The organism is Bradyrhizobium sp. ORS 278 (assembly GCF_000026145.1).
Lineage (GTDB): Bacteria > Pseudomonadota > Alphaproteobacteria > Rhizobiales > Xanthobacteraceae > Bradyrhizobium.
In genome coordinates this window covers 5,393,717-5,408,322 of record NC_009445.1, presented here as the reverse complement: position 1 = coordinate 5,408,322, position 14,606 = coordinate 5,393,717, and the positions used below count along the sequence as shown (strand labels likewise).

The window sequence follows — 14,606 nt, the reverse complement described above, 5'->3', positions numbered from 1 at the left end:
ACCGGGCTGCACGCGAGCCGTACGTTATTAGGGCAGATGATGTTTACTTTTCGTTCTCGACGGCGTGCGGCGTCTCCGCCGAACTCCCAATGGTGTTCGCTCAAGGGTTTGCCGCTTGACATCTCCTCTTGAAGGCATGATGCAGGACGATGGAATGACGGCGACCGAGGGCGAATTGTGAATGGCCAGTCGAGACCATGCTTATTGCTGATTACGCCCGTCTTCAATGAAGCGGCCAATCTGGATCGTTTCGTCGACCAAGTTTCCCAAACTCTGCTCACAGCCACAGACGTCGATATTCGCCTTCTTCTTGTCGACGATGGCAGCAGCGATGACAGCTGGACGAAAATCGAGCAGATTTGCAAGAAAAATGCTGCGTTTTCAGCTCTACGGCTCTCCCGCAATTTTGGAGCGCATCTGGCTCTGACGGCGGGTATGGACCATGTCAGCGCCGACGTCGACGCCGTTGCAACACTGGCGGCTGATCTACAAGATCCGCCCGAAGTTGTTCTGCGGTTTTTCGCCGAATGGCGCAAAGGTGCGTCTATCGTGTGGGGGCGCCGTCGCACAAGACAGGATCACGGCTGGCGCCGCTTGGTGTCGACGCTGTTTGAGAACCTGATCCGTCGCTATGCCATGCCGCGCGGCTCGAAGTTTACGACCGGAAGCTTCTTCCTGGCCGACCGTCGGGTCGTCGATTGTTTCAGGGAAATGCGCGAGTCGGCGCGCGTCACTTTCGCCCTCATTGCATGGACCGGCTTTGACCAAGCGGTGGTGGAATACGACCGATTGTCGCGAACGGCAGGCAAGTCCGGGTGGACGTTCGGTCGCATGATCCACGCATTCTATGACGTGGTTATGAGCTTTTCTCAGATGCCTGCACGCCTGTTGACGTTCATTGGACTTGCAACCTCGGCCCTGAGTGGTGCGGCGCTAATTTATCTTGTTGGAATTTGGCTTCTCTCCGAGGTGCAACCGGGCTGGACCGGAATCATGGCGACCATGACTCTCTTCTTCGGCATCTTGTTCCTTATGCTGGGCGTCATTTCCGAGTACCTCTATCGCATCCTGTTAGAAACAAAGAATCGGCCGCTATATTTCGTAGCCCAATCAGTCGGCTCCCGAAGCGAGGCTCGTGAACTTGAACACTGACGAACTTGTCTGGACGGAGTTGGAGCGTTATGCGCTGCCTCCATCGCTGAGTTGGATTGCGGATCGGGGGTTCAATTGGCCCGAAGCGATCCACAAGTCGCAGGGACGGGGCGCGACAGCGATCGATGTCGAAACGCTCAGAGCTCTTGCAGCTTTTACCAACGAACGTCCGGCATCCGCGAAATTGCCGTTCGCTTACACGAGGGTTCCTCCTTTCGCCCGCCAGTTGATCGCCAAGGCGATCGGTCGCATGCAGCGGGTGAGACAGAAAAAATGGGCGAGATTTCCCGCATGGCCGGTCGATCTCAGCGTCGACGCACTCGCGGACATGTCCGGCGTCCCCTCGATCAAATTCCCGGTTACGCCGGTCATGGTGTCGCACGACATCGACAGCCCGGAGGGGCTTGCCAACCTCGTCAAGCAGTTCCTGCCGATCGAGGAGCGGGCCGGGTGCCGGTCTGCTAACTATATCGTTCCATGCGCGTGGTCGATCGACCACGCTATCGTCCGCGAGGCTGCTCAGCGCGGACACGAAATTGGGGTGCACGGCTACGATCATTCCAATTGGACGCCTTTTGCAGATCCAGCCGAGCGGGCCCGCCGCCTCGAAGAGGGTTATCGCCTGGCGGAACGCTACGATGGCATTGGCTATCGGGCTCCATCGCTGGTCCGGACACAAGAACTAATCGACGGACTTAAGCGACACTATAGATATGACTCCAGCATACCCACGTCAGGAGGTCCGTTTCCGGTACCTAACAACGGATGCGCGAGCGCACGGCCTTGGCTCTTCGGAGACATGTGGGAACTCCCTTTGACGATGCCGCGCGACGGCAGCCTGCGATTTCTCGGCTATTCTCCGGACGAGATTCTGTCACTGTGGACATCCTCAGCTGAGTACATTTCACGCTCTGGTGGAATTATTTTTCTATTGACCCACTGCGAAGCGGGGTTTTCTGGCAATCCTCCAATGCTGGCGATCTACGAAGCTTTTCTGCAATGGTGCGCCAGTAATCCTTCGATGCGCTTCTGCTGTCCTCGCGATCTAGTTGACGAACTGGCTGCCGCTGAGAACGGTCCTGGCGGCGCCGAGCCGACGGCTCGGGCAAACCCATAGGGGATCGAGAGTGGATGAACGTCAGACAGGATCTCTCAAGCGTCTCAAGCGTCCGGTCGACTACGTTGGTCGATATCAGACCTCAGACTACGTGGCCGACAGAGTCAGCCGGGCGGTGATCGATTGCCTGGTCGGGGTCAAGGAACCGACGGTCGTTGAAATCGGGTGCGGCACAGGCGAAACGTTGCTAGCTGTCGCCCGTGCCCGGCCGGATGCGCAATTGATCGGCCTCGACATCTCCTCATTGAACATCGAGGCTGCAGACCGCAAAAGAGAGAATGATCTGGCTGATCGCGTGACTTTTGTCGCCTCCGATTTCATGAACTGGCAAGGTCCTCAGGCCGATCTCATCTTTGCCGAAAGTGTACTGCACCTGGTTGTGGCTGACACGGATCGACTTGTGGAGAGGTTGGCAAGCACTCTACGTGCTGGGGGCCAGCTTGTGTTCACGATCCCGCGCGATTGTCTGCGGAATCACGCTCTCTTCCTGCTGCGACGTGCCTGGAGTACCCTGCCGCACAAAGCGGCGGACCACGTAGCGCTCGCTTTGGCGCGGAAGGTCTATCCAACACTTCCCGAGGATCTGCTTCGAGACCGCTTGGGCTATCTCAGGTTGATTCCCGAGCGTACTGATGGAGCTAAGCTTCACGAGTCTCTTCGTCGAAACGGGCTCTCACCGTCGCGCCGAACGGTATGGCCAGTCACGACACTCCTGCAGGCAAGCCATAGTTTTTCGGTCTGGAGAAAAGATTGACACTCATTAGTTGATTAACTCAGTTTCGGGTCGCGAGTTTATCGACGATCTTCTGTGCGAGTTGCTCAGGCTCGTGCCCAACGGTGCTAAGGTGGAGATCGGGATTGAGCGGTGGTTCGTACGGAGCGTCGATCCCGGTGAAGTTTGCGATCTTTCCAGCCCTGGCCTTGGAATACAGGCCCTTGGGGTCGCGTCGCATGCACTCTTCAAGTGGAGTATCGACGAACACCTCGAAGAAAGTCGCCGGAGGCATGAGCTCCCGCACCATGTCTCGGTCCGAGCGGTAGGGAGAAATAAAGGAACATATCACGATCAGTCCGGCATCGACGAAGAGCTTGGCGACTTCACCGACCCTTCGAATGTTCTCGACACGATCGGCTTCAGTGAAGCCGAGATCACGATTTAGGCCCTGCCTGATGTTGTCTCCGTCCAGCAGCATCGTATGGAAGCCGGCGGTGTGCAGCTTCTTCTCAAGGCAGTTTGCAATGGTCGATTTGCCCGCGCCAGAGAGGCCAGTGAACCATACGACTGCTGGGACTTGGCGCTTGATCGCCGCGCGTGCCTCTCGATTAACGAGGAGCGGCTGCGATTGCACATTGGAACCCCGCCGCAACCCGAAGAGGATCATGCCCGCTCCGACCGTCTCGTTCGTGAGGCGATCAATGACGATGAAGCTGCCAGTCGCGCGGTTGGCTGCGTAGGGGTCGAACGCGATCGGTCTGACCGTCGCGACGTTGCACAAACCGATCTCGTTCAGAGCCAGGACGCTTGCAGCCAAGCGCTCACCGGTGTTGACGTCCATTTTGTGTCTTATGGCAGTGACGCTCATGGATATCGTGCGCGTACCGATACGGGCGAGATAAGACCGGCCGCTGATCAGTGGCCGGTCGCTCATCCAGATGATGTGCGCGGCGAACTGATCATTGATTTCTGGAAGGTGATCGGGCGACGCAAGGAGGTCGCCGCGCGAAACGTCTATCTCGTCCACCAGTGTCAAGGTAACGGCTTCTCCGGCCCGGGCTACTTCGAGCATCCCGTCAGCTGTGACAATTTCCCGAACCGAAGTGGTCTGCCCGGCAGGGGTTGTCGTGACCCGGTCCCCCACCCGGATATCACCCGACGCGACCGTCCCCGAATAGCCCCGAAAGTCCAGATTGGGACGGTTCACCCGTTGGACTGGAAATCGGAATGGCAGCTTGTTGAGATCGGATGCGACATCGACATTCTCGAGGCAATCGATCAGTACAGGCCCCGAGAACCATGGTGTTCGATCGGAGCGGGTCGTTACATTATGGCCGTAGCGGGCCGAAAGAGGGATGGGGACGATCGTAGCGAAGGCGAGGTGTGCAGCGAAAGCCGTATAATCATTGACGATCGCGTCGAAGGTCGCTTTGTCGAAGTCGACCAGGTCCATTTTATTGATGGCAAGAACGATGTGGCGAATGCCAAGCAGCGAGCAAATCAGCGAATGCCGGCGCGTCTGCAGCAGGACGCCCTTGCGTGCATCAATCAGGATGATGGCCAAACTGGCTAATGAAGCGCCAGTGGCCATGTTGCGGGTGTATTGCTCGTGCCCCGGAGTATCGGCCACGATAAACGACCGCAGCGGCGTACTGAAGAAGCGGTAGGCGACGTCGATCGTAATTCCCTGCTCCCGTTCGGCTTCTAATCCGTCCACGAGCAGCGCCAGATCGATCTCTTCCCCTGTGGTGCCGAACTTCTGCGAGTCGGAGGCAAGGCTGCGCAGCTGGTCCTCAAAGATGACGTGAGAATCGTGCAGGAGGCGTCCGATGAGTGTCGATTTTCCGTCATCGACCGAACCGCAGGTGATGAAGCGCAGAAGGTCTCTGGACGGCGCCCCTGGTGCCTGAGCTGCAGCCATCAGAAGTAGCCCTCTTTCTTCTTTTTCTCCATGGATGCGGCCTCGTCCGTATCAATGAGGCGTCCCTGACGCTCCGAGATACGCGTAGTCCTCATTTCATCGAGGATGTCTTCGACCGATGTTGCAGCCGACTCTATGGCGCCTGTCAGAGGATAACAGCCGAGTGTTCTAAAGCGGACCTTGCGAAGCTGCGGTGTCTCGCCAGGCGCCAGCGGGAAGCGCGCGTCGTCAACCATGATCCAGGTGCCATCGCGCCAGACGACCGGACGTTCCTTAGCGAAATAGAGTGGGACGACCGGAATCCTTTCGAGAGATATGTAGTGCCAGACATCGAACTCCGTCCAGTTCGAGAGTGGGAATACGCGGAGCGATTCGCCCGGCCTAATACGTGTGTTGAACAAATTCCAAAGCTCGGGACGCTGATTGCGCGGCTCCCAAACGTGACCTTCCGCTCGAAACGAAAAGATCCGTTCTTTGGCTCGACTCTTCTCCTCGTCTCGACGGGCGCCGCCAAATGCGGCGTCGAAACCATGCAAATCGAGCGCCTGCTTCAGCGCCTCCGTCTTCATCACGTGCGTGTGCAGCGAGGGGCCCGAGGTAAAAGGATTTATGCCCGCGCGCAGGCCGTCTTCATTCGTATGAACCAGCAGGTCGAAACCGAGTTTCTTGGCCAGCTCATCCCGGAACATGATCATGTCCCTGAACTTCCACGTCGTATCGACGTGCAGCAGTGGAAACGGAAGGCGTCCGGGGAAAAAAGCCTTGAACGCAATGTGGAGCATGACCCCGGAATCTTTGCCTATGGAATACAGCATCACGGGATTCTTGAGCTCTGCTGCAACCTCGCGGATGATCTCGATCGATTCGGATTCGAGCCGCTTCAGATGTGCGGGGAGCTGCGAACGTGATATCGGGACCTGATCCATCGTCATCTGTATTGCGGTTTGAGCTGACTCATCGATCCAGAGCTTACCTACTTCAGCGCGTCCGTCAGCTCGTCAGCTATGAAATCGATCTGGTCTGCTGTCAGGCGGGGATGCATCGGGAGCTGCAGGCATTGCCGAGCCAGCAGTTCCGTCACGGGCAGGATCGCGCAATGTGAACGGTAAGGAGGCTCCATGTGGGAGGCCATCACACCGCGGCGGGTAGGTACGCCACGTTCGTGGAGGCGCTCCATCAGTTGGTTGCGAGTTAGTCTTGCGCCTTCGCGCAGCCGGATTTGAAACGACTGCCAGTTGGGCGTCACGTGATCAGGTACGAGCGGCATGATCAGGTCAGGATGTCCATCAAGACGGGAGAGATAGTGCTGCGCTATCTCACGTCTCAACCGCAGCATCTCGGGCAGGCGAGCCAATTGCGCGACCCCGATCGCTGCCTGAACGTCGGTGATCCTGAAATTGTAACCGACCTCCGGGTAGGTCTCGAACATCGTCGGCAATTGGCCATGGCGCTGATAGTCTGAGAGGGACATGCCCTGATGCCGCTGCCTTCGCAAACGTTCTGCGAAGTCGCCGTCGTTGGTGACGATCATGCCGCCTTCGCCCGTCGTGATGATCTTTCGGGCGTGCAGGCTGAAGATCGTGATTGTCGCTTGACTTCCAACCGCGACACCGCGAAACGCGCTTCCAAAGGAGCAGGCGGCGTCGGCGATCAGCAGCAGATCGTTTGCCGATGCAATCCGGCTGATCTCGTCGATGTCGCATGGGAGCCCCAACTGGTCGACCGGCAGGATGGCCCGCGTGCGTGATGTGATCTTCTCGGGAATGTCGGCTGGATCGATGTTATACGTTCCAGGATGAACGTCGACGAATACCGGTGTGGCGCCGACGTGAACGATTGCGTTGACGGTCGCGATAAATGTCAACGAAGGTACCAGAACCTCGTCGCCCGGTCCGATCCCGAGAGTTTTGAGCACCAGGAATGCGCCGGTGGTCCAGGACGACACACCCACGCCGTGGGAGACGCCGCAATGGTCTGCAAACGCGGTTTCGAGCTCTCTCAGCCGAGGCCCGCCGACCACCCAGCCGCTTTGAACGGCGGCGGCCGCCGCTGCGGCTTCCTCCGGTCCGAAATAGGGTAGCGCGAACTGTATGGGGGTCATGGCGCGGGTTGGTCGGGTGCGGTGGGCATGGTCCAATTCACGATGTCCCGCTCGATCAGTTGAGACGGGTCTGAATGCTTGAGGCGGAACCAGTCGAGGTAGCGTCGAAGTCCATGCGCAAAGTCGATCTCTGCCCGGTAGCCAAGCAGGCGACGTGCGCGACTGACGTCGGCGCTCAGTACGCGCACGTCGCCCGGTCGGCCTGAGATGTGCTCGATACCGAGATCATTTCGGCCGGTGGCCTTGATGACTTCGGCAGCCACCTGACCAATTGAGATCATTTGCCCATAGGCGATGTTCACCTTGGAGCCGACTAAACCATCCGCATCGCAAGCCAGAGCGAGTCCGCGGGCGACCTCGGTAACGTAGGTGAAATCCCGGCCATTACTCCCGTCGCCAAAGATCACGGGTGGAAGTCCATTCAGACAACGGATGAAGAAACGCGGAATAACTTCGGCGAGGTCGCCTCGCTCGTGGGCGCGTGGACCATACGCATTGAAGGGCCTTACCACGACCGTCGGCAAGCCGTAGGTCTGGTGATAGGCGTCGGTATAAAGTTCACCAGCAAGCTTGGCCGCTCCATAAACGGTGACGGGGCGGCACAGCGTATCTTCGTCCAGAAGCCCGGTTGATACACTGCCATAGACCTCGGACGATGAGCAGTAGACGAACCGCTTGATATTGTGCTTGCGGGCGGCCTCAAGCATACGGAGAGTGCCGGTCGCATTGATCTCGTGGTTTTCGATCGGTTTTCCCAGCGACTTTCGAACGCATTGCACGGCGAGGTGAAATACGTAGTCGCATTGGTGCATGGCTGTCTCGACGGCCTGAGCGTCGAGCACGGAGCCCTCGATCAGCCGGAGACGTCCCGTCTCATTTGCTTCTGCGAGGTTATCGATGCTCCCCGTGGAGAGATCGTCGAGCACGGTCACTACGTAGCCGGATGACAATAGATGTTCAACGAGATGGCTGCCAATGAAACCGGCGCCACCGGTCACGAGAATCCGCCGGCTCACGATCGCGGCTCCCGGACTTGCCGTCCCGCGGTTGGCGCACCGTCCAGGATCTTCTGTGTCATCTCCAGAATACGTACGATCTTCGTCCCTCGTTCAGGAGACAGTATCGAATTCTCATCTCCACGAATGACCCTGGAAAAATGGTCTACGACACCTGCAAGTGCCTCGGTCTTAGGAAGCCTGGGCGAGTAGATGTCTCCAATGCGGTACTGGGGGATCATGCTGTTACGTTGGTCGGCGGGGAGGTACTCGATTCCCGAATTGTAGACGCGGATCTTCTGATCCTGGTCAAGATCATCCCACACCAGCATCTGCTTCGTACCTCCCACCGCAATGCGGCGAACTTTCACCGGAGACATCCAGCTGAGGTTCAAGTGGGCGACCGTGTTTCGAGCGAAGTGAAGCGTTACATAAACCATGTCCGGAAAGCCCGGATTGAGATGGCAATAGCTTGAAGCGTCGATGCCGACGACTTCGTCCTCCAGCAGATAGTCGATGATGGATAGATCGTGGGGGGCAAGATCCCAGAGGCAGTTCACGTCCTGCTGGAACAAACCCAGATTGACTCGCATCGAATCGAAATAGCAGATGTCGCCGAGCTCTCGGCGTTGCGCCAGCTGCTTGATCATCTGCACTGCGCCGGTGAACAGGAACGTGTGATCGACCATCAGAACGCGATTGGCCCGGTGTGCAATCGCGGTAAGTTCCTGGCATTCGGCGACCGAAGCGCACATCGGCTTTTCAACGATGACATGTTTGCCGGCTAGCAGTGCGCGACTGGCCAGCGAAAAATGTGTCGCGACCGGCGTAGCAATAGCCACGACCTCGATACTAGCATCTCGAGCGATCTCCTCGAAATCAGCGACGACGCGGATGCCGCGCTGTTCAGTGGAGGCGCGTTGCCGAACGGATTCGTTTGCGTCGACGATCGCGGCGACTTCAAAGTCGGGGTGGGCGGAGAAGTTTCGGACGAGATTGGGACCCCAATACCCGTACCCAACGACAGCAACGCGCATCTTCGTTAGTTCCTGTCCGTCAGAGTCAATGAACGCAAATCGAGTGGAGCCTGATGGAATGGGCGTAGCCAATCATGAATAACCCCAAGAGCTGATGTCAGTGCCGGTAAGCTCGGCGAAGCGAAGAACCTCTGGACGGATCCGGAGCCGCAGCTCCTTCTCGAGATGCGGATCGATGGGCGACCGGTCGCGGGCGGCATTCACGATACCGACCTCAGCAAAATCATCAGCAAAAGCCCGGACACCAACATAGCTGAAAACGTCCGCGGCCCAGGCGCCCGGATTCGCTACAACCTGTTCGAAAACATAAAATCGCAGACGAGATCGTCCGACGGCGTCGATCCAGGCTGACGCGAGGCGGCCATATTGACTACGAGGGATATAGTCGAAGGGGCGTGCGTGCCGCTGTCGCTGTGGCAGTGGGCTCGGTCGGTCTGAGCGATCGAAAGCTTCACCGAAAGGCAGGGTTTCCAGACCGTTCTGAGTTGACCACCGCCAGTTGGAATAAGCCCTCGCGACCGGCTCACGCAGGATGAAGACGAAACGGGTTTGAGGCAATATGCGTGCTAGGCGTTCGCGCGCCTCGTCGTTCTCCCAATAATTACTGGTCTTTTCGACGCAGCAGGCGTGCTGGGGAGCCGACGCGAACAGTTCTGCGTAGTGGTCCAGATATGCGCTGTCATCTGAACCAAGATCGAGGAGACAAACCTTCGGCTCCGGAATGAAGGGGCGAACGACAAACACGTCAGGATGTCGGGACATGATCTCGCACAACAACGTCGTTCCGCTTCTAGGAGCGCCACCGATGATGAGATCTGGGACGCGTCTGCCGAGGGCTTCCATGGGCATGTTGTTCGTACCGGCCTTTCCGCGAGAGTCCAGGAGGGACTGCATCGCGGTCGAGTATCTTGATTAGCAGAGGGCGCGGATCGCGTCGGCGACATAATCGACTTGATCTTCTGTCATGCCCGTGAACAGCGGAAGCGATAGACACTCCGCGGCCCAAGCTTCGGCAGACGGGAAGCTCAATTTGGCCGAGGGTAAATGGTTGAGGCAGGGCTGCTTGTGGAGAGCGATCGGATAATGAAGTCCGGTTTCGATGCGGCGCTCCGCCAGCGCCGCTCTCAAGCGGTCGCGCTCCGGGGTGCGCACGACGAACAAATGCCACACATGTTCCCCGTACTGCACCGAAGGCAACACCAGGGGAGTTTCCAAGAGTTTTTGCCTGTACCTCTCGGCCAATTTTCGCCGTGACGCCGTCCAGGCCGCGAGCCGCGGGAGCTTTCGTCTAAGCACGGCGCCCTGCAAGCCATCCATGCGGCAGTTGTAGCCGACGATCTGATGTACGTAACGTTCCGATTGGCCGTGATTGCGCAGCGAACGCACTTGCTTGGCAACGTCGTCGTCATTCGTGACGATCAGCCCAGCCTCGCCCGCTGCACCGAGGTTCTTTCCAGGATAAAAGCTGAAGCAGCCTAGATCGCCGATGCTGCCAAGATACCGCTGCTGCCAGGTCGCGCCGATCGCCTGCGCGGCATCCTCGATGACCGCCAAGCCAAAGCGTTGTGCGAGCTCCATGACGGCTTTCATGTTCGCCGACTGCCCGTACAGGTGGACGGGAATGATTGCCTTCGTGGCCGCTGTGACACATCGCTCGGCCGCTGCCACGTCCAAGTTGCCGGTCGTCGGCTCCACATCGCAGAACACAGGCGTTGCTCCGGCGTAGAGTACGCCCCAGAGCGTCGCAATGAAGGAGTGTGCCGGCACGATCACTTCGTCACCGGGGCCGATGCCTTTGGCAAGAGCCGCCAAGTGAAGAGCAGAAGTCCCGGAATTCACGCCAATAGCGTGCCTGACGCCAAGATACTGCGCGATGTCCGCTTCAAAGCGTTCGACAAACGGCCCGAGGCAGAACGCGCTTTGCTCAAAGATCATCTCGAAATCTTGGCGGACGTCGACGGCAATCTGTTGCCATTGGATCGACAGGTCGTTGAAAGGAACCTTGCGGTCCAATACCGTCGCCAGCCTATTCTCGGTCATTCCGGTTCCACCCATGCCGGTACCCCGACGCACCATCTGCCCTGGCGCCGTTCGATTCAGTACAGCTCCAGAGCAGCTGCAGGTCCACTATGATTCCGCCGCATTTCCCGGTCGACGACTTCGGACATCCCCAATCACCCGAGCCGGGTTGCCCGCCACGATTGCAAAATCCGGCACATCCTTGGTGACGACAGCTCCTGCCGCCACAAGCGCACCCTTGCCGATCCGAACCGGGAGCAACACAGCCCCGCTTCCGATCGAAGCCCTTTCGGCAACAACCGTCGCCTTGAGCTCCCAATCCTCGGCACCGAGCAACTGACCTTCGTCATTCGCCGCGCGCGGCCAGAGATCGTTCGTAAACATGACGCCGTGACCCACGAAGACCTCGTCGCCAATGCTGACGCCTTCGCAAATGAAGCTATGAGACTGGATCTTGCAGCGAGCACCGACACTGACGCCGGCCTGGATTTCGACGAACGGCCCTATTCGGCTATCGTTTCCAATGACGCAACCGTAGAGATTCACGAATTCGGGTTTGAGGATGCGAACCCCCGAGCCCAAGACCACAGTGTCGCTGATAGCCATCGCAATCTCAAGTTTATCGAAAGATCCAATCCGCGACCTTTGTGCTCAGGTAAAGAGGAGAGGGGGCGGTCTGTCAAGCATCTCGGCCAGAACCAGCTGGATCGCCCTCACGACATCTCACCTCAGCGGAAGTGGGTTGCAACGTGGGATCAAGCAGCCTGACCCGCTCCAGGTATCCGGCGAGCACCATGAGCCGTGCCGCTCAGTGCCGCCGACTTCAAGACCAGAACGACGATCAGAATCAGACAAAGCGCCTGATGGGCCTTGAAGACCACGGGGCGGACATCGCCACGTCCAAAGTGCCATTCGACGCTATGTTCACCAGGGCCCAAACGAACCGCCTTGTAGGCGAAGTTCGCCCGCCAATTCTCCGCAGGTTTTCCGTCGATGTCGACGCTCCACCGAGGATCGAAGGCGTCAGCATAGAGCAGCCAGCCGGGACTGTCGACCGTCAGCGAAAACCTGACGTTGTCGAAGTAGAACCGCTCCACCCTTATTCCCTGCTGCTTCAAGCTCTTCCGATTTGGAGGTTCATGTTCCGGCCAGGGCACGGCCAGGCGGGTCCCATGTGAGTCTTCGAGGCACAGCCTCGACCGCGCGCAATCCTCGGCCCAGTCTTGTCCGGCGACGAGCTTTTCAGCGGAAGAATCGGAGGCGGGTACCCACTGCAGCTTGGCGACGTCGCATCCGGAGAGCGGGAAAAAGGCATTCTCCGGCGATGTTTTATAGGCGTCTTCGAGATCGTTCAGGTTCTTGCCCTTGCCGAATTGCCGGCGGACCAGCTCAGCGACTCCCTTCATGGAAAAGTCGGTTCGGGAGCGCTTGGTGAAGCAGGCGTCAATCTGGAGAAAGCTGAACACTTCCGCATAGGACGTGATGATCTGCGCGATGTGGTCGTAAATTCGTCCGTTCCGTTGCGCGAGGATGTCCGTCGTTCGTGCCTCCTCGAACGGCTGCGGTGTGGTCTCCAGCAGTGACTTCGTGAATCCCAGCGGCACATGAAAGACGGTGTAGGTCTGTACGACTTGATAGATTGTCGCCTGAATGAGAACGACCGCTCCAATTCCCGAGAGGAAATGCCGTGCAGGAACTCGCTTGCAGATGAGCCATATCATCGGAGCTCCAAGCCACGAAGCGGCGAGCAGCAGCCAGAGCCATAGGCCCATGGCGGGCTCAAAGTACGATCGCGGTGCATAGCGTTTATAGACCGTGACGTACCAGATGCCGACGCCCAACGAAGCGACGGTCACCACCTTGATGATCGGTCGAATGTGCAACGCTGCCAAATTTCTCGCATCTGCGGTGCTGCTGACCTGATCAACGAATTTTTGCAAGCCGATTGCAGTGAGAATGGTCGCGAACAATTTTGGAAAAGCAAAAGTGTAGCCAACGTGTCTGAAAAAGCTCATCCCCGGAAAATAGTAGGCGATCGTCGCAACAGGCGTATTCGGTCCCCAGCAGAAAAACAGAGTCAGCCAGAACAGGAAAAGGAAGGCGACGACGTCCCGACTCCATCCGTTGAACATCGCGTAGAGTGGGAAGACGACGGCTATCGTCGTCAGAAAGAACAGCGGATTGGGGCCGGACAACGGCACGCCGATCAAAGGCTCGAGGGATTTGATCATCCCAAAAGTGCCGGCGTAATAGAGATAATCGTGCAGCGTGCTCCTTAGATTCTCGTCGCGGTCGGGCGCAAAAAATTCGATGTTCTGCAATGAGGAAAACGCAAGATAACCAGCCGCGACCAGGATCGTCACGGCAATTGCCGTCCAGATCCAGAAATCAAGCCTGAGTTTCCAGCTAAAGCGAGGGCGATAGATGGCCGCAAGTGTCAGCGTCACCGAGCTGTAGACGAGCGCATGATAGGGGGCAAAGTACAGAGTGGGAAGAAAGGCGCCGAGGCCGGCAAAGACAACGGCGATGGCGAGATAGGTCAAATTCTCCCTTTTCACGCTCAATACGATGAACAGGAGGGTAAACGGGGTCGTAATGAAGGTATACAGCGAGAAATAGATGTTGTTGTCGATGACAATCGTCCACACCAGAGCCGACGCAACAACAGCCGCGACCGATCTGGACGCGAACTGGCGCAGGAGGAGATAGGCTCCGACGGAGGTCAGCCAGAGGTCGATGGCCAGGACGACGAGAAAGGTGTTCCAGGTGTTAGTTGACCCCAGAAGATTGGCCGCCTCCATCACCGGGACAGACAGGAAGGGCAAAACAAGATGTCGCAGGTCCGCCGATATTCCGAAAGCGGAATAGGGCAACCATCGGGGGATTTCGCCGGTCTGATTGAGCTGGCTGAAAACGCTGTAGAACACTTCGTAGATGTACAAGCCGTCGCCAAGTAGGACTTGGTCAGACGACAGAGCGTAGCCGCTGAGCAGGCACAAGCCGACCGCGGTGATTGCTGACGCAATTGCAAGCTCAGAAAGCATCGAACCCAGCGCGGAAGAAGCGAATTTTGGGAAGCTGGATGCCATGCGGTTCAATCGATGTTGCTTGTCGCTGAGGATCAGTGGACGTTGCACCAGCTTGGACAGCGAATGTCAAACACAAAGCACTGGACCGTGTCCCCAGGTGTCGTCCTGGTGTGAGTTCAGTCGGGAGATTGGATGCGCCCCATGCAGCCTTTGGTAGCGGCCGGAGCGGACGCAAGGCTACACGCCCCCCTCAAGGACCAGTTCACCTGCGGCCTGCGACGGATGCTCACGCCGAGGATCCGCCTCGGCTATCTCTGCGGCTCACCGTGGGCCGTTTTCCTCCATACAGCCGGAATGCCTCTTGCGATCGACGAGGTCATCCTCCCGCTCCAGCAGGACGTGCAGACGACCATCACCGAACCGTCGACGCCCTCCAGCGCGATCGCTCTCACACGCTGCCGTATCCGGCATCATCGGCGCGGGTGAAATTGCATGATGCCTCAGGGGCAAGGTCACATCC

General features: G+C 58.1%; 12 protein-coding genes. 3 read left to right on the top strand and 9 right to left on the bottom strand.

Annotation, left to right across the window (positions count from 1 at the left end; all coding sequences use genetic code 11):
- Positions 1–204: 204 nt before the first annotated feature.
- The 3 genes from BRADO_RS24150 to BRADO_RS33370 are packed head-to-tail and all read left to right on the top strand — an operon-like array spanning position 205 to position 3,023.
- Complete coding sequence (locus BRADO_RS24150) at positions 205–1,152, top strand: glycosyltransferase family 2 protein (protein WP_041756886.1); 948 nt, start codon at positions 205–207, stop codon at positions 1,150–1,152.
- Positions 1,136–2,269, top strand: a complete 1,134-nt coding sequence (locus tag BRADO_RS34280; RefSeq protein WP_012028822.1) for a polysaccharide deacetylase family protein — start codon at positions 1,136–1,138, stop codon at positions 2,267–2,269. Before BRADO_RS24150 ends, BRADO_RS34280 begins: the two co-directional genes overlap by 17 nt.
- A 10-nt stretch (positions 2,270–2,279) precedes the next feature.
- Positions 2,280–3,023: a trans-aconitate 2-methyltransferase gene (locus BRADO_RS33370; protein ID WP_012028821.1), complete on the top strand. Its 744-nt coding sequence runs from the start codon at positions 2,280–2,282 to the stop codon at positions 3,021–3,023.
- A gap of 19 nt (positions 3,024–3,042) precedes the next feature.
- On the opposite strand, the gene cysN is transcribed toward BRADO_RS33370, so the two are convergent.
- The 9 genes from cysN to BRADO_RS24095 form a co-directional block, all read right to left on the bottom strand.
- Positions 3,043–4,905, bottom strand: a complete 1,863-nt coding sequence (gene cysN / locus BRADO_RS24135; RefSeq protein WP_012028820.1) for a sulfate adenylyltransferase subunit CysN — start codon at positions 4,903–4,905, stop codon at positions 3,043–3,045.
- Entirely contained in the window at positions 4,905–5,837 is a 933-nt protein-coding gene (cysD, locus tag BRADO_RS24130) for a sulfate adenylyltransferase subunit CysD (RefSeq protein ID WP_012028819.1), read from the bottom strand. Before cysD ends, cysN begins: the two co-directional genes overlap by 1 nt.
- Positions 5,838–5,878: 41 nt before the next feature.
- Entirely contained in the window at positions 5,879–7,006 is a 1,128-nt protein-coding gene (locus BRADO_RS24125; protein ID WP_012028818.1) for a DegT/DnrJ/EryC1/StrS aminotransferase family protein, read from the bottom strand.
- Positions 7,003–8,022 (bottom strand): NAD-dependent epimerase/dehydratase family protein, encoded by a 1,020-nt coding sequence (locus BRADO_RS24120; protein ID WP_012028817.1) that lies wholly within the window; start codon positions 8,020–8,022, stop codon positions 7,003–7,005. The genes BRADO_RS24125 and BRADO_RS24120 overlap by 4 nt, the downstream gene beginning before the upstream one ends.
- Positions 8,019–9,038 (bottom strand): Gfo/Idh/MocA family protein, encoded by a 1,020-nt coding sequence (locus BRADO_RS24115; RefSeq protein ID WP_012028816.1) that lies wholly within the window; start codon positions 9,036–9,038, stop codon positions 8,019–8,021. The genes BRADO_RS24120 and BRADO_RS24115 overlap by 4 nt, the downstream gene beginning before the upstream one ends.
- 72 nt (positions 9,039–9,110) lie before the next feature.
- Positions 9,111–9,881 carry a sulfotransferase gene (locus BRADO_RS24110; RefSeq protein WP_157872611.1) on the bottom strand — a complete coding sequence of 257 codons (771 nt, stop codon included), beginning with the start codon at positions 9,879–9,881 and terminating at the stop codon, positions 9,111–9,113.
- Positions 9,882–9,950: 69 nt separating this feature from the next.
- Positions 9,951–11,078: a DegT/DnrJ/EryC1/StrS aminotransferase family protein gene (locus tag BRADO_RS24105; RefSeq protein ID WP_157872610.1), complete on the bottom strand. Its 1,128-nt coding sequence runs from the start codon at positions 11,076–11,078 to the stop codon at positions 9,951–9,953.
- 87 nt (positions 11,079–11,165) lie between these two features.
- Positions 11,166–11,663, bottom strand: coding sequence for an acyltransferase (locus BRADO_RS24100; RefSeq protein ID WP_012028813.1), 498 nt, complete (start codon positions 11,661–11,663; stop codon positions 11,166–11,168).
- Between the two features lie 149 nt (positions 11,664–11,812).
- Complete coding sequence (locus BRADO_RS24095; RefSeq protein WP_041756881.1) at positions 11,813–14,146, bottom strand: hypothetical protein; 2,334 nt, start codon at positions 14,144–14,146, stop codon at positions 11,813–11,815.
- Between the last annotated feature and the right edge of the window lie 460 nt (positions 14,147–14,606).

Excerpts from the sequence above, each read along its gene's own strand:
- BRADO_RS24100 (WP_012028813.1), bottom strand. The coding sequence starts at position 11,663 with ATGGCTATCAGCGACACTGTGGTCTTGGGCTCGGGGGTTCGCATCCTC.
- BRADO_RS24115 (WP_012028816.1), bottom strand. The coding sequence starts at position 9,038 with ATGCGCGTTGCTGTCGTTGGGTACGGGTATTGGGGTCCCAATCTCGTC.
- BRADO_RS24110 (WP_157872611.1), bottom strand. The coding sequence starts at position 9,881 with ATGGAAGCCCTCGGCAGACGCGTCCCAGATCTCATCATCGGTGGCGCT.
- BRADO_RS24105 (WP_157872610.1), bottom strand. The coding sequence starts at position 11,078 with ATGACCGAGAATAGGCTGGCGACGGTATTGGACCGCAAGGTTCCTTTC.
- cysD (WP_012028819.1), bottom strand. The coding sequence starts at position 5,837 with ATGACGATGGATCAGGTCCCGATATCACGTTCGCAGCTCCCCGCACAT.
- cysN (WP_012028820.1), bottom strand. The coding sequence starts at position 4,905 with ATGGCTGCAGCTCAGGCACCAGGGGCGCCGTCCAGAGACCTTCTGCGC.
- BRADO_RS24125 (WP_012028818.1), bottom strand. The coding sequence starts at position 7,006 with ATGACCCCCATACAGTTCGCGCTACCCTATTTCGGACCGGAGGAAGCC.
- BRADO_RS24095 (WP_041756881.1), bottom strand. The coding sequence starts at position 14,146 with ATGGCATCCAGCTTCCCAAAATTCGCTTCTTCCGCGCTGGGTTCGATG.